This is a genomic window from Haoranjiania flava (assembly GCF_025631005.1).
Lineage (GTDB): Bacteria > Bacteroidota > Bacteroidia > Chitinophagales > Chitinophagaceae > Haoranjiania > Haoranjiania flava.
The window spans coordinates 98,836-118,287 of record NZ_JAOTPL010000010.1 but is presented as its reverse complement, the minus strand read 5'-3'; the positions used below and the strand labels follow the sequence as shown (position 1 = coordinate 118,287).

The 19,452-nt window shown below is 41.2% G+C and carries 17 protein-coding genes and 2 tRNA genes; 8 read left to right on the top strand and 11 right to left on the bottom strand.

Translation table 11 applies throughout. From position 1 onward, the window contains the following. Window position 1: 1 nt before the first annotated feature. The 4 genes from OD355_RS08605 to OD355_RS08590 form a co-directional block, all read right to left on the bottom strand. Window positions 2–3,385: a TonB-dependent receptor gene (locus OD355_RS08605; protein ID WP_263038057.1), complete on the bottom strand. Its 3,384-nt coding sequence runs from the start codon at window positions 3,383–3,385 to the stop codon at window positions 2–4. 142 nt (window positions 3,386–3,527) lie between these two features. Further along, a complete protein-coding gene (locus OD355_RS08600) occupies window positions 3,528–4,565 on the bottom strand; it encodes a FecR family protein (protein WP_263038056.1) in 1,038 nt (345 codons plus the stop codon). 69 nt (window positions 4,566–4,634) lie between these two features. Then, window positions 4,635–5,228 carry an RNA polymerase sigma-70 factor gene (locus OD355_RS08595; protein WP_263038055.1) on the bottom strand — a complete coding sequence of 198 codons (594 nt, stop codon included), beginning with the start codon at window positions 5,226–5,228 and terminating at the stop codon, window positions 4,635–4,637. Between the two features lie 365 nt (window positions 5,229–5,593). Further along, a tRNA-Pro gene (locus tag OD355_RS08590) sits at window positions 5,594–5,667 on the bottom strand. Window positions 5,668–5,744: 77 nt separating this feature from the next. On the opposite strand from OD355_RS08590, the gene OD355_RS08585 reads away from it, so the two are divergent. The 5 genes from OD355_RS08585 (at window position 5,745) to OD355_RS08565 (ending at window position 10,057) form a co-directional block, all read left to right on the top strand. Continuing rightward, complete coding sequence (locus OD355_RS08585) at window positions 5,745–7,004, top strand: dihydroorotase (protein WP_263038054.1); 1,260 nt, start codon at window positions 5,745–5,747, stop codon at window positions 7,002–7,004. An 11-nt stretch (window positions 7,005–7,015) separates the two neighbouring features. Next, a complete protein-coding gene (locus tag OD355_RS08580) occupies window positions 7,016–7,528 on the top strand; it encodes a DUF4199 domain-containing protein (protein WP_263038053.1) in 513 nt (170 codons plus the stop codon). Window positions 7,529–7,534: 6 nt separating this feature from the next. After that, window positions 7,535–8,476: a glycosyltransferase family 2 protein gene (locus OD355_RS08575; RefSeq protein WP_263038052.1), complete on the top strand. Its 942-nt coding sequence runs from the start codon at window positions 7,535–7,537 to the stop codon at window positions 8,474–8,476. An 11-nt stretch (window positions 8,477–8,487) separates the two neighbouring features. Then, complete coding sequence (locus OD355_RS08570) at window positions 8,488–9,678, top strand: pyridoxal phosphate-dependent aminotransferase (RefSeq protein ID WP_263038051.1); 1,191 nt, start codon at window positions 8,488–8,490, stop codon at window positions 9,676–9,678. Window positions 9,679–9,983: 305 nt separating this feature from the next. Then, window positions 9,984–10,057: transfer RNA gene (locus OD355_RS08565), tRNA-Met, on the top strand. Between the two features lie 113 nt (window positions 10,058–10,170). On the opposite strand, the gene OD355_RS08560 is transcribed toward OD355_RS08565, so the two are convergent. The 4 genes from OD355_RS08560 to OD355_RS08545 form a co-directional block, all read right to left on the bottom strand. Then, on the bottom strand, window positions 10,171–12,747 hold the full coding sequence (locus tag OD355_RS08560; RefSeq protein ID WP_263038050.1) for a phosphoenolpyruvate carboxylase: 2,577 nt from the start codon (window positions 12,745–12,747) through the stop codon (window positions 10,171–10,173). A 129-nt stretch (window positions 12,748–12,876) separates the two neighbouring features. Beyond that, on the bottom strand, window positions 12,877–13,125 hold the full coding sequence (locus tag OD355_RS08555; RefSeq protein WP_263038049.1) for a DUF6952 family protein: 249 nt from the start codon (window positions 13,123–13,125) through the stop codon (window positions 12,877–12,879). Between the two features lie 154 nt (window positions 13,126–13,279). Next, window positions 13,280–13,588 carry a thioredoxin family protein gene (locus OD355_RS08550; protein WP_263038048.1) on the bottom strand — a complete coding sequence of 103 codons (309 nt, stop codon included), beginning with the start codon at window positions 13,586–13,588 and terminating at the stop codon, window positions 13,280–13,282. A gap of 12 nt (window positions 13,589–13,600) precedes the next feature. Then, a complete protein-coding gene (locus OD355_RS08545; protein WP_263038047.1) occupies window positions 13,601–14,236 on the bottom strand; it encodes a peroxiredoxin in 636 nt (211 codons plus the stop codon). 166 nt (window positions 14,237–14,402) lie between these two features. Here OD355_RS08545 and OD355_RS08540 point away from each other — a divergent pair, with 166 nt between their 5' ends. From OD355_RS08540 to OD355_RS08530, 3 genes are read left to right on the top strand one after another with little or no spacing between them, the layout of a single operon-like run. Further along, window positions 14,403–14,861 (top strand): low molecular weight protein-tyrosine-phosphatase, encoded by a 459-nt coding sequence (locus OD355_RS08540; RefSeq protein WP_263038046.1) that lies wholly within the window; start codon window positions 14,403–14,405, stop codon window positions 14,859–14,861. Between the two features lie 48 nt (window positions 14,862–14,909). Further along, complete coding sequence (hisS, locus tag OD355_RS08535; RefSeq protein ID WP_263038045.1) at window positions 14,910–16,280, top strand: histidine--tRNA ligase; 1,371 nt, start codon at window positions 14,910–14,912, stop codon at window positions 16,278–16,280. Between the two features lie 46 nt (window positions 16,281–16,326). Further along, window positions 16,327–16,878, top strand: coding sequence for a hypothetical protein (locus tag OD355_RS08530; RefSeq protein ID WP_263038044.1), 552 nt, complete (start codon window positions 16,327–16,329; stop codon window positions 16,876–16,878). Between the two features lie 308 nt (window positions 16,879–17,186). On the opposite strand, the gene OD355_RS08525 is transcribed toward OD355_RS08530, so the two are convergent. From OD355_RS08525 to OD355_RS08515, 3 genes are all read right to left on the bottom strand, one after another. Then, window positions 17,187–17,828 (bottom strand): uracil-DNA glycosylase family protein, encoded by a 642-nt coding sequence (locus OD355_RS08525; protein ID WP_263038043.1) that lies wholly within the window; start codon window positions 17,826–17,828, stop codon window positions 17,187–17,189. 9 nt (window positions 17,829–17,837) lie between these two features. Beyond that, complete coding sequence (locus OD355_RS08520) at window positions 17,838–18,374, bottom strand: 2'-5' RNA ligase family protein (RefSeq protein WP_263038042.1); 537 nt, start codon at window positions 18,372–18,374, stop codon at window positions 17,838–17,840. Between the two features lie 68 nt (window positions 18,375–18,442). Then, entirely contained in the window at window positions 18,443–19,414 is a 972-nt protein-coding gene (locus OD355_RS08515) for a deoxyhypusine synthase family protein (RefSeq protein WP_263038041.1), read from the bottom strand. Window positions 19,415–19,452 lie beyond the last annotated feature (38 nt).

The window sequence follows — 19,452 nt, the reverse complement described above, 5'->3', positions numbered from 1 at the left end:
TTTAAAATGATAAGTTCAGTCCTACATTGAAGCTCTTCATGAGCGGATAATTATATCCTGCGAAATAATCGCCTTCATATTTTTCAGGATCAAACTGTTTAAGGAAAGGATCTGAGATGGTCAACAGATTATGAGCATTCACATACACCCTCATACTGTTAATGAAATTATTTCTTACTTTATTTACCGGCAATGTGTAGCCAACTTCTATGCTTTTCAGCCTTACATATTTGGCGTCCATTCTCCAGATATCGCTCTCCCGGTAGGAAGATTGCATATACTCCGAAAACCTGCTTGCCGGCCACTTGCCCGGGATCCATTCACTATCCATATTTCCGGGCTCAGACAAACGCCATCTGTCATGAAAATAAGCCGGGAGGTTGCCATTGTTAAAGAACATCATACTAAATACTTCATTGAACCTCACAGAGTACATAGATGCACCCTGCCAAACCATATTCATATCGAAGTTTTTCCATGCAGCGTCCAACACCATTCCGAAGAACATTTTTGGTGTGCGATTTTTTAAATTGGGCAACAAATCTTTGTTGTCAATAACACCATCGCCATTCACATCCTCGAAAACATAGTCGCCGGGTAATATTTGTGTATTTCCTAAATTTCCGCCGTGCACAGGCGCTGTATAAATTTCGTCAAAGTTTTGAAACTGGCCGATTTTTGTCCAGCCCCATACAAAATCATTCCACCTGTTGGTATAATTGCTGGACCAGTTGTGGTAGCTGCTTCTTGATTCCGGCCTGTCTATGAATCTGTGCATGGTTCTGGCAATGTTAAAATTGAAACTGGCGCCATAGCGAAAATCATTTATACGATTCTTATGCGATACCACGAAATCAAAACCTCTTGTTTGTTCACTATCCAGGTTTTCTATTGGCATATCACCGCCGAAGGTATCGGGCAGGCCGCCGGAGCGTGTTTTAAGTTTTCCTGTTTTTTCACGCTGATAATAATCAACTGTGAAGCTTAATTTATTATCAAAAAAACCTGCGTCTATACCCACATCGAATATTACAGACTTAACCCATGTGAAATTTTCATTGATCACTCCCGGCGCTGCCATGCCTCCCGTATAGGAGCCGTTATTAAATTCAGCACCGTGATTGGTTACCGGTGTAAAGCCCAATACATGCTGAAAAGGATCACCCACATTCTCTCCTATGGCACCATAGGAAGCTCTTAATTTAAGGTCGTCAATAAACTGAAGATTATTCTTGATGAATCCTTCTTCAGAAATTCTCCAGCCAAGCGAGGCATTGGGAAAGAAAGCCCATCTCTTTCCGGGCGCATACCTGTATGAGCCGTCGTACCTGAAAGAAGCTTCAACAAGATATTTTCTTAAATAATCATAATTGACTCTTCCTATATAAGAAACAGTCGCCTGTTCATCTTCACTACCGCTGTTGGTCTGAAGTCCTGACGCGTAATCCACTACGTCTATTGTATAAAAATCATATTCTCTTTTTAAATAAGAGTACTTTTTATTGTAATATTTCTGTTCTGCCACTAAGGTAGCTCCAAGATTATGAACATTATTAAACCGGTGTTTATAATCCAATTGCCCTTGAAGAACTACTCTGTCTACATCGTCTATGGCATTTACAATACGCGGCGGGTTAACTATTTGCGAAGTAAGATCCTGGCTGTATACCCTGTAATTCTTCCAAACCTTTTTGTTGAACATGTTATAACTGTCATAAGCAGCTGTTCCTTTGGCTTCCAACCCTTTTATAAAAGGAAATTTATAATTTAAAGATACGGATGACTGAAAACTTTTGTTCCTGTCGTTGGTATAACCCGCATATCTTTTTTGCGACATTAATACAGCGTTTTGCTGGTTGTAAATATTAGCCGGATATTGCGGATCGTTATTTATATAAGGTTTTTCGTAAGGATGGCTGATAATGGTACCTTTGTAAATCCAGATAAAGCCGTCTCCACCGGGATAATCCCTGATGCTGTATCTACCGGATAGCATCACGTCTGCCGTTAAATCCTTCGTAATCTTTGCTGTAATGTTCGTACGGAAATTATAACGGTTATATTTCATGTCATTACTTTTGAATAACCCGTTTTCATCGTAATAACCTAAGCTTACAAAATAGTTCACAGCTTCATTGCCGCCGCGTACAGAAAAGTTGTGTTGTTGCTGAAAAGCAGATTTCTTAAAGGTTTCATCGTGCCAGTTGGTGCTTTCGTAGCCTTCACCGCCTTCGCGCCACTTTGCCAATTCTTCGTTGGTCAAAAAGGGCTTGCCGTCTCTAAAGAAAATAGCATCGTTGTACATGTCGTAATACTGGGAGGCCGTAGACATTTTTGGCACATGTGTAGGTACCTGCCAGCCCACCACGCCGCTGTAGCTGAAGGTTGGTTTTCCTGTTTTACCTTTTTTAGTAGTCACTAAAATAACACCATTAGCGGCATTCAGTCCGTAAATGGCTGCTGATGCATCTTTTAGTATGGAAATACTTTCAATGTCGTTGGGATTTAATTGCTGGAACTCTACACCGCCATCGCGTACAATACCATCAATAACATACAAAGGTTCGCCGAATCCACGGATATTAATAGTGGAGCTAAAAGACCCCGGCTCGCTGCTTTGCTGCCTGATTTGCAGTCCTGGTATTTTTCCCTGAATGCTTTGCGCCAGGCTGGAGCTGGTAGTAGTAACAATATCATCTGCCTGAATAGTAGATATCGCCCCTGTCACATTGCTTTTTTGCTGTGTGCCATACCCTACTACCACCACTTCTTCTTCTTCACTTTCAATGGCTTCCAGCATGATGCTAAGCACGGTATTCTGGCCAACAAGTATTTCCTGCGTAGTGTAATTGACGTGTGAAAAGATCAAGGTGGCATTGGCATCAGCAACTTCCAGTATAAAAGAACCGTCTATTTCACTGATGGTACCATTTGTTGTCCCTTTTTCTATAATGCTTACATTCGGCAATGGATTCCCGGTAGAGTCGCGGATGACGCCCCGAACCGGTATTCTTTGCGGAGCTTTTTTTACAATAGCAACAAGACCGTTGTTGAGCTTTTGATACGTTAATAAAGTATTGTTTAATACCTTATTCATCACCATGTCAAAATCTGCATTTTTTACGTTGATGCTCACTCTTGTTCTTTCAGGGATGATATCATTTTTATATACAAAACGATATTTGCCTTGTTGTTCAATACTTTGAAGCACATGCACAATGGGCGTATTCTTAATGTTCAGATCTATCTTATCCTGCGCGGTGCTGTTGAACGCTACCGACTGAAAAGAAATAAGAAGAAGTAAGATGGTAAATTTCATCATGAGTAAGTAATTGATGAAGGTCTGTATTCGCTTGTCAATGATACGCGTATCATTATTTTTCATAATTTTACAAAGTTAAAATGATGGATAAATGCCTGGAGGGGCGTTGATTCTTTCAATTTTTTCTACGGAGGGTGGTGCGAACACTCTCCGTTTATTTATTGGCTTGTTTACATAGTCTGTTATTTTTTATTGTTACATAATTTTATTTAGGTATAATGAATATGGTATCGTTCTTTTTACTGTAACTAAAATCCCCGGTTAAAGACAAGGCATTCATTACATCGGTTATATTGTCTCCCTTAAATGTTCCGCTGTATAAGTTGTTTTTTAAACTTGCATCGGCTATTATAATTTCCACATTATACCAATGCTTTAATAACAGGATAATATTCTCAAGGCTTTCTTCTCTGAATGCCAGTTTATTTTCTATCCAAAGCGTTTCTACTACGCTTGAATCTGCTTCCAGCCTTTTGATATTTGTAATTAAGATAGCAGGCTCATCGGCATTTTTACCTTGGGCCATTTTATGAACATTGTTTCTCAGGATAATCTTTTCATTAGGCTTAAGCCTTATGATTTTGGATTTATCTTTTGTAAGTGTTACCTCAATTGAGCCTTTTATCAAAGATGCCTGTGTATTGCTTTCATCGTTGTAGGCACGCACATTAAAAACGGTGCCCAACACTTTTATATTCATATTTGATGTGTGCACAATGAATGGTCTCGACACATCTTTTACAATATCGAAATACGCTTCTCCTTCTAAAAATATTTCACGGCTGGTTTTTCCGAAATCATCCTTATAGCTGATTTTTGTATCGGAATTAATCCAGATTTTTGAACCGTCAGGCAGCGTGAGATTAGATTTAGAGCCCTTTTCCGTTTTGTAAGTATTACCGGCCAGTTTCTTTGTATCTGCCTCAAACGCCATAAATTTTATAAATACAAAAGCCGCTAAAACAGACGCTGCTACCAGTAAATATTTTTTTACGGGCAAGCGTCTGGTTTTTACATTGATCTTTTTTTTCAGGCGTTGAATACTCTTTTCAACATCCTCTTGTTTATTCTTATTAAAAAAAACTTCTTGTTTTTTATCAGCTACATCCAGAAAATGTACAAGATCCAGATAACTTTCGTCTTCTTCCAAAAGCTTTAGCAACTCTTTCCGCTCAAGCAGCGTAAGATTTTCTGATTCTTTTTTAATCAGCAATTCTATTAAGCGATTGTTGTTATCAGGCACAAAAAATATCGTTCTTACTACTAAGACAATAATATTTTAAGAAACCCTTAGTTAAGAAATAATAATTTATTAATAATTGCCGGCCCTGGAAGATCTGTTTAATGCATATTCAGGAAGGTTTTCCTGCAAGCTGGTTAGTATACGGCTGTAAGCCAGGCTCATATGTGCTTCTATTGTCTTTTGAGAAAGACCTAAAAGCTGCGCAACTTCTTTGTATTTCAGGCCGTCATCTTTTATCAGCCGGAAAATGAGGCGGCATTTTTCTGGTAGTGTGTTGATCGCATTTTCTATTGCACTGATATTTTCTTTTCTGATTACTGAGATTTCAGGGTCATTGTAATCTAAGAATATTTCATTGTCAGCCGGGTCTATAGAATCCGTCGCAATTTTTTTTCTTTTGCTGTGGTAATTAAGAGAGGTATGCTTGGTAGCAGTGTATAAGTAATAAGAAAAGCGTGAGATAGTGGTCAGGGTTTTTCTATTGGTCCATATTTTTACAAACACATCTTCCACAACTTCTTCGGCAAGTTCCCTGTTTTCGAGGAAGGTCATTGCATAGCTCAGCAATCCAGAATAATAATGCCTGTATAGCTGCTCAAAGGCTTGCTGATCGTCCTCTTCAGAAATTTTATAATTTAAATATGCAATATGCTCCTTCGTCATTAATAAACCGATAGAAAACAAACTTAATAAAAAATCTTCACATCTGCAGTATAGAAATACTTTTATAAAGTTTCGCTAGTTGTGAAAGCATGTGGTCGCAAACTATTTCAAACCTAAAATGTGGTAAATTTTTTTTAGTAATTAAGAGATCACGAGTATAGTATAATAGTAAGAGATGCATTATGGAGGCTGTGAATTGTTTTTGCACAATACCTGCATCCGTTGAATATGCTACCAACGCTTATAAATACTGTAATAAGCTTTTATCGGAGAACTACTGTTGAAAGCACAGATATTTTAAACAGTAAATCAATACATAAAAAAAAGCACCTACATTTTTTAATTTGTAAGTGCTTTTAAAACAGTCGGGACGACTAGATTCGAACTAGCGACCCCTTGCACCCCATGCAAGTGCGCTACCGGGCTGCGCTACGTCCCGAACTTTAAAGTTGGGGGCACAAATTTAATACGTTTTTACTGATTTAAAGTATATTGCACTAAATTTTTTGAAAGATTATGGATTTGCTCATTAAGAACGCGCATATTGTTGATGATAACGCTTCACACAACAACAAAAAAACAGACATTTTAATTGAAAACGGCATTATTACGGCAATAGAAAATGATATTTCAAAAAATGATATTGAATGTTTCGATGCGCAAAACACATTTGTTTCTCCAGGCTGGATGGAGATATTTTCTGATTTTGCAGATCCTGGCTTTGAACATAAAGAAACCATTACAACCGGTGCGCTTGCCGCCGTACACGGAGGCTTTACCAAAGTGCTTATTCTACCCAACACATCTCCTTCGGTACAGAATAAAGCTTCGGTGGAATATGTGGTGAACAAAGCAAACAATGCAGCGGCAGACATCATTCCACTGGGTGCCGTAAGCCGTGAACTGGAAGGAAAAGACCTGGCTGAAATGTACGATATGGCTGACTCAGGCAGCACCGCATTTTCCGACGGCAAAAAAACAATACAGTCTCCGGGCTTGCTGGTAAAAGCCTTACAATATATTAAAACCATCAATGGCCTCATCATTACACAGCCCGTAGAATCTACCTTTGGCAGCAACGGCTTAATGAACGAAGGAATTGTATCCACCCAACTGGGCCTCCCCGGAATGCCTGCGGTGGCCGAGCATATTATGATCATGCGCGATATTGAACTATTGCGGTATACAAACAGCAGGCTGCACATCACCGGTATATCAACAGCTAAAAGTGTGGAGCTTATCAGCAATGCAAAAAAAGAAGGCCTCAACATCACTTGCAGTGTTACGCCCTATCACCTGCTGCTCTGCGATGAAGACCTTACAAGTTATGACACCAACCTGAAACTCAACACGCCATTAAGAAACCGCAGCGACCGCGATGCGTTGAGAGACGCAGTAAGCAATGGCCAGATCGATTCTATTGCCGTACATCATTTCCCCCAGCATCTGGATGATAAAGATTGCGAATTTGAATACGCCAAAAACGGCATGATCGGTTTACAAACCGCATATCCCGTTGTAAAGACCGCCATACCTGAACTTACTCCATTGCAAATTGCAAGGCTTTTCTCCCTAAACAACCGAGCCATCTTTGGGCTGCCCACAACAATTAAAAAAGGCCAGCCGGCAGAGCTTACCGTGTTTTCTACAGAAAAAACATTTATATTTACGAAAGAAATAAACAAGAGCAAATCTATCAACTCTCCTTTTTTTGGCAAGGAGCTGAAAGGCAGAGTAGAAGCAGTATTTGCAAAAAATAATTTTTATAAAAATTAAATTTCTTTGCGATGAATAAAAGATCAGGAACGCATATCAGAGACGGTGCGCTGCTTGCAGTTTTTTTGATTGTACTCGCCGTCATATATCACCTTACAGGGGTTTACGGCAATAATTATTTAAGCTATCTTATTTACCCGCTTATAGTAATTGCGGTGATATTTTTTTGTTTCAATTATGCAAAACGCACAGGCAATACGCGTTTCAGTGATGTATTCGGCTACGGCTTTAAAGCTATTTGCGTTACAGCGCTGATCATGGTAGCCTGGAATATCCTGGCTTCCCAGGTAATTTTTCCTGAACACACCACCAGGCTCATTGCAGAGCGACAGAAAGAATTAATTGAAGTAGGCGTACCCAGAGAAGAAGTGGAACAGCAATTCAGTTTCTCTAAAAAATATTTTAATGTACTTACTATAAGCTCTACCCTGTTTATGTATGCAATATCGGGTATAGTAGGCGCATTGCTTGCAGCATCTTTAGTAAAGAAAAACAATGCATACGACCAAACAGAAATTAAATAGATATTTATGGATATTACAGTAGTTGTTCCCTTGTTTAATGAAGAAGAATCTTTGCCGGAGCTGAGCGACTGGATCACACGCGTGATGAAAGAGAATAATTTTACTTATGAAGTAATAATGATCGACGATGGTAGTACCGATACAAGCTGGGAGATCATCCAGCACATCTCGAAAATAAATACCAATTTTAAAGGCATAAAATTCCAGCGGAATTATGGAAAATCTGCCGCGCTCAATGAAGGCTTCAAAGCGGCAAAAGGCGATGTGGTAATTACCATGGATGCCGATATGCAGGACAGCCCCGACGAAATACCGGGTTTAAGAGATATGATCATCCATGGCGGATACGATGTGGTGAGCGGCTGGAAAAAAAAGCGTTACGACAATAAGCTTACTAAAAACCTGCCTTCCAAATTATTCAATGCTGTTGCCAGGAAAAGTTCTAAAATACAACTGCACGATTTTAACTGCGGGCTGAAAGCATACAGGAATAAAGTAGTTAAAAGCATTGAGGTGTTCGGGGAAATGCACCGCTACATCCCTGTGCTGGCCAAATGGGCAGGCTTCAGGAAAATAGGCGAAAAGGTTGTGGAGCATCGCCCCAGGAAATATGGCGTTACCAAATTCGGGCTTAACCGTTTTGTCAATGGTTTTCTGGATTTGTTTACCATCAGTTTTATCAGTAAATTCGGTAAGCGGCCCATGCATTTTTTCGGGTTGTACGGAACTTTGTTTTTTATAATCGGTTTGCTCATCATATTATTCCTGATCGTGCAAAAGCTTGTATTGCCGCACTTCTGGCTTACCAATAGCCCTGCTTTTTATATTTCACTCACGGTCATGATCATTGGTATGCAGTTGTTCCTTGCAGGCTTTGTAGGAGAACTGGTTACAAGGAATGCTTCGGAAAGGAATGTTTATTTAATAGAAGAAAAAATCGGCGTTTAAAAACAAATACTATGTCGTTAACCATTAGTAAAAGAGGCGGGCAAATGCCTGAATCCCCGATCAGGAAACTGGTACCATATGCAGAAGCTGCCAAAGCACGCGGTATTCAGGTATTCCACCTGAATATCGGCCAGCCGGATATAGAAACCCCGGAAGCTGCCGTTCAGGCTGTAAAGAATTACTCTTCAAAGATCGTGGAATACTCACACAGTGCAGGCAATGAATCTTACAGGAGAAAACTGGCTGAAAATTATAAACGTGCAGGCATTGATGTAGATTATACAGACATCATTATTACCACGGGCGGTTCAGAAGCTATTATCTTCGGCTTTATGGCCTGTTGCGATGCAGGTGATGAGATCATTATCCCCGAACCGCTCTATGCTAACTACAACAGCTTTGCAATCGAAGGCGGCATCAGTATTGTACCGGTTGCCTCTTCCATAGATAATGGTTTTGCACTGCCGCCTGTGACTGATTTTGAAAAACTGATCACATCCAGGACCAAAGCGATTGTCATTTGTAATCCAAATAATCCCACGGGTTACCTGTACAGCCGCGAAGAAATGGAAACCCTTAAGGAAATAATTTTAAAGCACAACCTGTACCTGTTTTCAGATGAAGCCTACAGAGAGTTTTGTTACGACGGCGACCACTTCAGCGCCATGAACCTCAAAGGTGCGGAAAACAATGTAGTGCTGGTAGATACTATCAGTAAGCGCTACAGTGCATGCGGCGCGCGCATTGGCGCATTGGTCACTAAAAACAAAGAACTGTATAATACGGTAATGAAATTTGCACAGGCACGCCTTAGCCCGCCCACTTTCGGACAGGTATTGGGCGAAGCAGCGACAGAACTGCCTGCAGATTATTTTGAAGCAACCAAAGAGGAATACCGCAAACGCCGTGACACGCTGGTATCACGCTTACAGAAAATGGAAGGCGTTGTATGCCCTACTCCTGGCGGCGCTTTTTATGCAATGGCTAAACTGCCTATTGAGGATGCTGAAGATTTTTGCCAGTGGCTGCTGGAAAGTTTCTCGCACAATGGAAAAACCGTGATGATAGCGCCGGCCCCCGGGTTCTATGCTACCAGGGGTTTGGGAAGAAACGAAGTGCGCCTTGCCTACGTATTAAATTCAGATAGTATAAACGAGGCAATGGACGTTTTAGAGGAAGCACTAAAAGTCTACAAAAGATAAAGACAAAAACATTGGATTTTTTTGTTTATTTCAATCACATCTTTATCTTTGTACTTGAAGGCTGTGCAAAACGAGGCAGAGTGCCTGGTTCACAAAAATTTATTTAACTCTTTTTTCATATGGCAAGCAATCGAAGACGGTCTGTAGTTTCCACTACGGGCCTTTTTTTTTTATCAAAAATCCTGGTGTTATTTTTTGATGATTTGAAAAATAGAATTACTTTTGCAACCCTTGCAATACCGGTGATAATCATTTATACAGCGTGATTTAGGAGATGAGCAAGTGTATAAGTTCTCAATTTTTTTGGCGGGGTAGCTCAGATGGTTAGAGCGCAGGATTCATAACCCTGAGGTCACGGGTTCAACTCCCGTCTCCGCTACAGAAGGATGTCGAAAGGCATCCTTTTTTATTGGAGGCTGTTAAGTAACAAGCCCGCTATTTTCTAAATAGCAGGCCTGCAATGCTGTAACAATATGATCCGGGCTAATGCCTCTACGCCGAATTTCTTCCCGCGTTAATAATGCCGAAAGAGCAGCGCATGATCATTTTTTCATAAGTGGACTTGAAGTCCGAATCGCTGTGCCTGGCATTGATCTCGCTGACCTTATGCATAGCGTACTGCTGTATGGTGAGCAATGGCAATACAATTCTTTCGCGCATCTGGATAGACATTTTTTCTACCGGGTATTTTTCCATCAGTTCCGATTCGCCGGCCAGCTTTAGTACCATCTTTTCTGTAAGCAGGAACTCTTCGTGAACCATTTCCCATACTTCACCGTACACCGGGTGTTCAGACTGGTGGCGTGTGATGGGAAAAAAACATTTCTGCATAGACATCTGGCTGTTGTCCATCAGGGCGCGGAAAAACAATGAACTGCTATACAAAGCTTTCAACTCCTTCCATTTTCCTTTTTTCTCCAATACACTTAAAGCAGTGCCAAGGCCGTAATAGCCGGTAACGTTTTGCTTTATCTGGCTCCAGGAGCCGACATACGGAATAGCACGCAGGTCATTCATGTTTATTTTCGAAGATGCATTGCGCTTAGCAGGCCTGCTGCCGATATTGGTATCGCCGTAAAAACGCAGAGGGCTTGCATGAGACAGATATTCCAGGAAATACGGATGCGACTTTAGCTCGGTGTATGACCGGAAGCTTTCATTTGCCAACTCTTCAAACAATGCATTTTCTTTTTCAGTAAATGCTTTTACTTTTTCATCAGATACATCATCAACTATGCCCGCGTTGATAAGCTGTTCGATATTGTAGATCGCCGAGTCTATGGTACCGAAATTAGAGCTTACGGTTTGTCCCTGTATGGTTAGCTGTATTTCTTTGTTTTCAATAGTTTCACCCATGGAGGCATAGAAACGGTGTGTTTTTCCGCCGCCGCGCGAAGGAGGGCCTCCTCTGCCGTCGAAGAATAACACATTGATATTGTATTGCCTGGAGAGCGCTGTAAGTTTTTCCTTTGCCTGGTAGATGCGCCAGTTGGCCATAAGGTAGCCGCCGTCTTTGGTGCCGTCTGAAAAACCTAGCATGATGGTCTGGTTATTGCCCCGCTGTGCAATATGTTTGCTGTAGACCTTATTTTCATACAGCTGTTTCATCACTTTCTCTGCATTCTGCAGATCCTCAATAGTTTCAAATAAAGGCACAATATCTACAGAAAGCTTATGCATATTCCAGCCGGACAATTTAAACAACGCAAATACCTCCATCATATCCAGCGCCGTCTCGCAATGGCTGATGATGTAACGGTTACAGCCTTGTTCGCCATTCTCTTTCTGAATTTGTTTCACCGTTTTCATTACCTTCAGCGTGTCTTCAAAAGTCTCATTGGGGTAAGCAAGATCCTTTTCAGCCTTCATTTTCAGCAGCGCTTCAATTTTTTCCTCTTCGCTTAAAGCATCGTAGTTCTTTGGAAGCAAGTGAAATTTCTCATTAAGGCAGCGCACCAGTTCCCTGTGTACAGAGCTGTCCTGGCGAATGTCGAGCGTAGCAAAAAAAGTACCGAATATCTGCACTCTGGCTATAAATTGATCGATCATGCTGATGTGTAAACCATTGTGATCTCTCTGAACTACATCCCGCAATTTTGTGAAGATTGCTATGAGTTCGTCTTGTGAAATATAGCTGCTGTCTTTGTTTTCAAATAAAAATCCGTAAAGAGACGCCTCCACCTCCTGCAACACGGTATCTACGTTCCTGAAAGTAAGTCTGCGCTTCATTTCCCGCACATCGCGGTAATAACAATGCATGATGGCATTTTTGAGTTTCCTGGCCACCTGCAAAGTTGTTTCTGACTTCACAAACGGGTTACCATCACGGTCGCCGCCAGGCCAGAAGCCTAACCTGATTACGGGGTTTTTATCGTCTACCACATCGTTGAATAAAGTTTTTAACTGGTGTAAAATATTGCCTGCTGCGTGATAAAATACATTCTCCAGGTACCATACCAGGCTAAGCGCCTCGTTGTAAGGCGTGGGTTTTTGTTTTCTAAAAAACGGCGTTCTGCCCAATTGTTTCAGGTAAGAGTTTACTTCTTCTGTATGGCCTTCTTCCAGCGCATCACTCAGGTCGTGAATAATACCAAGCACCTCTCCCGGGTAGAATTGTGTGGGATGAGCCGTAAGTACAAGCCTTACGGAAAAATCTTTTAACCGCTGGCGCAGATCGTCTTCTTTGTTGTTTTGAGAAACAATGCTTTCCAGTTGTTTTACCGTGCCGCGGCCGTTCATGTCGTTTACTTTACCGAAGGAAGCATCTTCGAGCGCATCGAACAACACTACCTGCCTTTCTGCAAATTGTATAAAACGAAACAGCAGGTCTATCTTATGCTGCTCCCTGGAATAATGAGCATATTCACTTAAAAAAGAATCTACCAGTTCCATCGGGTTTTTACCTTTTACATAGCCTTCTTCGCAATGCAGCAGGAACAAAGACAGCAGTACGCCCGTTTTTTCTACTTTATGAAAAGGCAGGGATGTAAACAGGCTGTTGTAAAGCTGAAAGCGTGTGCCCACCAGGTTCTTGAATTCTGTTAGCGATTTATTGTAAGTGTAATTCATAAGTAGTTGCTATTTTGGGTTGAAACGTTGCAAATGTATTATATTTTGATGTATGATCAACATATGCAATAAAAAAACCGCCTGAAGAATCAGGCAGTCTTTTTCTATCTACAAATCCCTATGAAAAATTTATTTGTCTATAGCGCCTAACACTTTTTGTGCAAATGCATTCAACGCCTCTGATTCTTTTTTTCCTTCTTTCACCAGGCGGTGCACTTCAATGGCGCCGAAAATGTTGGTCATTAATTCACCGGCAACATTCAGCTCTTCATCGGATACACCGCGGAAATCTGAAAATGATTCCAACACTTCTGCTGCAGCTTCCAGCTTGCCGGGTTCTACAGTCTGGTACAATTGTCTGATTATCGGTAATTTCATTTTATATATTCTTATTGTTTTTAATGAACGCAATAGCTATCCGGGGGTTGTGGCATAGCTGTTTTTTGTTTTCAAATATGTTTACAGCAATGATAAACAGTGATGTTATAAAACTGTGCGCTACCCCCGGTTCGCATGCGTACCATTCAAAAACTTAGTTAAGTTCTTTGAATAAATTATGCAGGGATTCAGCCTGGTTGGTTTGCACCTGGTTTACAAGCTGGCCGTTTTTAAATGCAGCAAAGGTTGGCAGGTTGTCAACCTTTGCAAACTTCCTGCTTTCGGGAAATTTTTCTGCATCTACGTACACGAAAGCAACATCGCTATTTTCAGATGCAAGTTTTTTAAATTTCGGCTTCATGATACGGCAGTTGCCACACCAGGTAGCGCCATACTGAACCATTACTTTTTGCTGCCCGTTTATAATACTGTCAAGTTTATCTTCGGTCAATTCCTGGAACATACTATTAAATTTTTAGTGTGAACTTAAATATTCTGCTACGCCTTTTCTGTCTGCACTCATGGCATCTTTTCCTTCTTCCCAGTTTGCAGGGCACACTTCACCGTGCTTCTGCACGTGTGCGTAAGCATCTATTAGTCTTAAAAATTCCTGCACGTTTCTTCCCAAAGGCATATCGTTGATGCTTTCGTGGAATACTTTTCCATCCTCGTCTATGAGGTATGTAGCGCGGTAGCTCACATTGCCGCCAATGATCTCTTCTTCATCGGTCTCTTCATTAATGGTATAGTCTACATCCAGGATATCAAGCCTGTCTGCAAGCGCCCTGTGTGTATCTGCCAGTATTGGGTAAGTAACGCCTTCAATACCGCCGTTTTCTTTCGGTGTGTTCAGCCATGCGAAGTGCACCTCAGGTGTATCGCAGGATGCGCCGATAACTGTTGTATTTCTTTTTTCAAATTCTCCCAAAGCTTCCTGGAAAGCATGTAATTCAGTCGGGCAAACAAAAGTAAAATCTTTAGGATACCAGAATAAAAGTACTTTCTTGTTGTTCTCTACCGCTTCTTTATAAACATTGATCCTAAGATTATCGCCCATTTCTGACATGGCATCGACTGTTAAATTCGGGAACTTTTTTCCTACAAATGACATAGTGTATAATTTAATGGTTTTATAATTAATTGACTATGCAAACTTACAACACATTATATGTGTAAACTATTCGATTTATCTATTTTAGAATAACTTTAATCTATATATTAATGGTTGATCACTATCACGCAGGGCATGTTTCTTTTACATTCATTATCTTCGCGCCATGAAAATTTTAATGGTATGCCTGGGAAATATCTGCCGCAGCCCGCTGGCTGAGGGCATCCTGAGACATAAAGTAAAACAGGCCGGGCTCAACTGGGAAATAGACAGTGCAGGCACAGGCGGCTGGCACGTGGGCGAACCACCACATGCCGGTTCACAAAAAATTGCCAGGTTAAAAGGGTTTGATATCTGCGACCTGAAAGGACGCAAATTCAAAAAAGAAGATTTTGAATATTATGACAAGATCTATGTAATGGACAGCGAAAACTACCAGGAAGTAAAACGCATGGCAGGTAAATATTTTGATGAAAACAAGATAGACCTGATCATGAATGAAGTGTATACCGGCAAAAACATGCAGGTGCCTGATCCGTGGTATGCCAATACAGACGAGGCTTTCAGCGAAGTATACGATCTGCTGGACAAGGCTACCGATCATATCATTAAAAAATATGCTTAGCTAAAACTGATATGTGTTTTCTAACATCAACCTATAACATTATAAAAAATGAAACCATCCATACCGCAGGGCACCAGGGACTTTAGCGCGGAAGTAGTGCGGAAACGTAATTATATTTTTAATACCATCCGCTCTGTATTTGAGTTGTACGGCTTTGAACCGCTGGAAACACCGGCGATGGAAAACCTGGATACACTTATGGGGAAATATGGCGAAGAAGGCGATAAGCTTATTTTTAAAGTGCTCAACAACGGGCTTGATAATCCCAACAAAAAAGAAAAAACGGAAGCAGGTTTTCAACAGATACTTGCAGGAAGATCAGACAAAAACATTACGGAAAGAGCATTGCGCTACGACCTTACCATTCCCTTTGCACGCTACATAGCCATGAATCACGGGCAACTTACCTTTCCGTTTAAACGCTACCAGGTGCAACCCGTATGGCGCGCAGACCGCCCGCAGCGCGGTCGTTACAGGGAATTTTACCAGTGCGATTGTGATATTGTGGGAAGCAGTACATTGATGAATGAGCTGGAGTTGATCCAGATTTACAACAGCGCTTTTGATAAGCTGCGGGTTGACGTTGAAATCAAAATCAATAACAGGAAAATACTTGCCTCGCTTGCCGAAAAATGCGGCGGCGCAGATAAGCTTACCGACATTACCATTGCTATTGATAAGCTTGATAAGATAGGGCTGGAGAAAGTAAAGGAAGAATTAGCTGCCCGGGGTTTAGATGCTGCACAAATAGGCACTATTGAAAAATACCTCTCTGTAAGTGGCAGTAGTGAAGAAAAGATTGCACAGGTAAAAACGTTGTTGAGCGGCATCAGTCTGGCAGAAGAGGGCCTTTCGGAACTGGAATACCTGCTGAAACACACCAATCTTGAGTATGGCAGGCTACATATAGATTTTACACTGGCGCGCGGTCTTAATTATTATACAGGAACTATCTTTGAAGTAAAAGCTAAGAATGTAACCATTGGCAGCATCGGCGGCGGCGGGCGTTACGACGATCTTACCGGCTTGTTTGGCTTGCCAGGCATGCCCGGAGTGGGCATCAGCTTTGGTGTTGACAGGATCTATGATGTAATGGATGAGCTTAATCTTTTCCCAGAAACTTTACAGCACGCCACAGATGTTTTGTTTTTTAACCTCGGCGAACAAGAAAGTATGGCTGCCTTCGCACTGATGCAACAGTTGCGCCGGGAAAATATCCGCTGTGAAATGTACCATGAGAAAGCAAAGTTTGATAAGCAGTTTAAATATGCCGATAAAAAACGCATTCCGTTTGTGGTGATCATGGGCGAAGAAGAAGTGAAACAAAATAAATGCAACATTAAAAACCTCAGCAAAGGCGAACAATTATCTTTTGATAACCACAATATAAAAGAAATGATAAATTATCTTCGCTCCTGATCACGATTGCTTGCGAATGATTAATTTTAAGCTTTAAGTTTTACCTATGAACAATAAAATTTTCCTGCTGGCTATATTTTCCATCCTTTTGTTTGCTGCCTGCGGCAGGAAAAATATACCTGCAAAAACAACTACTACCGTAACAACTGAGCGCCCGCCCGTGGCTCCTGACCGTATTGCTGATGATAAGAAATATATGGTAAAAGCTACGGTGCCGGTGAATAAAGTTGAAGGCAATGAAAATGTAGAAGCCAACATTAAAGCCAATGCTGCAAAAGCACCAACCGCTGCCGAGAAGGCTGTGGCTGTTATAGACAGTAAAGGCAATGTGGTGATTGATCGTAATACGCTACCGGCACACGTCAATCACAACCTGGATTCTATCAGCATGGTAGTGCGTGCGTATACGCCTAACCAGGCAAAGAACTTATCAAGCAGGTACAACTTTATACCTCCGCGCGTGATCTATGTGCCGGCAAGCATGCAAAAACAGGGAACAAAAGGCGTATATTTTCTTTATAAAATCCCCAACAATGCATTGTGGTACTGGAAAAGATCAGACGGATATTTTTATATAGACGAGAACCATTACCAATAGCAATAACACTATTAAAAAATTAAGCGAAAGACGGTAATCTTTCGCTTTTTGTTTTGACAAGCAATCGTAAAATACTGACTAAACAAATATATCAGGAATCTTATTACCTCTTATACGTAGTTAGGTATTCATTCGCTACACTTCATGGAAAATATTTTTTAAACAAATCAGGATTTAACATAAAGGCTTCCCCGGTAAGGTTTTAACAATGTAAAATGTCATGAAATTAGGAACTTATACCAACTGTAAATGAATAAAGCCTATTGCATGTGACCATAAAGAAAAAATAAAATATACACACATGGAAATTATTTGAAAAGCTCCCGGTAATAATTTACTTTAAAATCGTAAACAGGCCTTTTTGATTCTTTATACAAGTGCGCATTTTGCCTATACATTTTAGAAGCAGACCAGGCCACATTAGCGCTGCCGGAAGGTGAATACAAAACATGCAACGTCACTTTGCGCCCGAAAACATCATCAACCACCACCTTTCTGTTTTTTCTGATCTCCGGCGTAATTTTTCTATGCAGTATGTTTACGTAAAACAATTTAAAAGCATTGTTTTTGCCAAAGCCGCTTGTAAAATATACATCTTTAATGTTAGAGTTTTTTATTTGCTCCACCAACGCGGTATTTAGTTCTGTTGGTATCAGGTCATTATCGAGGTAAGTAGATGCCTGCCGTTCACACGCAACAATGGTGTCGCTTACCGCGATTTTCTTTTTCTTCAGAAAGCTAAGTATCTTATCAACAGTCAAAGGGCGGGAAAGCAATGAGGGAAAGGCGTCGGCAAATATTTCCCATATAGAATTTTTATTACCATAAAAAAACGGGAGCTGGAATGTATCGTGATTATGCGGGTGAATGGTACCCACGATCAGCTTGCTGGCATCTTTTGAAATAGGATACTGATCGAGATGCCGGTGGCGCGTAATAATCTTTTCCATAAAAATTCACTAAACAGTTTCAGCAGGCAGGTTAATTTCCCGCTGCAATACCCAGCGGTTATTGATGTATTTATACAAGCCTGTTTTATGAACCGTGAAACTTTCCCTGAAAGGCTTGCCTTCATATTCACTCCATGCAAGTTCAAAGTTCTGAAGCGTAAGGTCCCTGTAAGCTACGGTTAGATGGGGGTGAAAACTTTTACCGGATGAGGCATTAAAAAACACAGACAGTTCACTGAAAAGTTGTTTCAGCTGTTCTTTATTTTCCGGGTGAATGTATATCACAGGATTTTTCTTATTCTGGAAAGCCTGGAATCCATTGAGCTGCAGCTCAAAAGCCGGCGTTTCCAATTTTATGGAAGAAAAGTTATTCAACAGCAATTCTTCTTTTTCTTCCGGCAGTTTAAAAACGGGGATAATGGTAATGTGCGGAAAGTTTTTGTACGCCTTTACACTTTCAAACCTGTCTGCAAAGTCTTTGCTGACTGCACGTATCTTATCAGAAATTTCACGTGGCGGTTCCACCGCGATAAAATATAGATTCATTTCCCTGAAGTTGATATAAAAAATACCAGGAGGCATCCTCCCGGTATCACAAAAATTTGATTACAATATTACTGGCCCAGTACCCAGGCAAAGATCAGCGGCGCTACAATGGTAGCATCGCTTTCCACAATAAACTTAGGTGTATCAATATCCAGCTTGCCCCAGGTAATTTTTTCATTGGGCACAGCGCCTGAATAAGAACCGTAAGAAGTAGTGGAATCTGATATCTGGCAGAAATAAGACCAGAACGGCACATCATGCCACTCCAGGTCCTGGTACATCATGGGTACTACGCAAATAGGGAAATCGCCGGCAATGCCGCCGCCGATCTGGAAGAAGCCAACGCCTTTGCCCCCGCTGTTGGCGCGGTACCATTCTGTAAGATACATCATGTATTCAATACCTGATTTCACGGTGCTTGCTTTCAACTCGCCTTTAATGCAGTAGCTGGCAAAAATGTTACCGGTAGTGCTGTCTTCCCATCCCGGTACTATCACAGGTATATTTTTTTCTGCTGCAGCCAGTATCCAGCTGTTCTTCGGATCTATTTCATAATGCTCTTCCAGCACGCCGCTCTTGACCACCTGGTATAAAAACTCGTGCGGGAAATAGCGTTCACCTTTATCTTCAGCATCTTTCCATACTTTGTGCAAATGTTTTTGCAGCCTGCGGAATGCCTCCTCTTCCGGAATACAGGTATCGGTAACGCGGTTGTAGTGATTTTCCAGTAATTCCCATTCTTCCCTGGGTGTGAGGTCGCGGTAGTTAGGCACTCTTTTGTAATGCGAATGCGCTACCAGGTTCATCACATCTTCTTCCAGGTTGGCTCCGGTGCAGGAGATGATGGCAACTTTATCCTGGCGTATCATCTCTGCAAGAGAAATACCCAGCTCGGCTGTACTCATGGCGCCGGCCAGCGATATCAGCATTTTGCCGCCTTCGTTTAAATGAGTTTCATAACCTTTGGCCGCATCCATTAATGCCGCCGCATTGAAATGCCTGTAATGATGTTCTATAAATTGCGATATGGGTCCTTTCATGTGTATTATATTTATTTGTTTTTTCAGTTGCCACATGG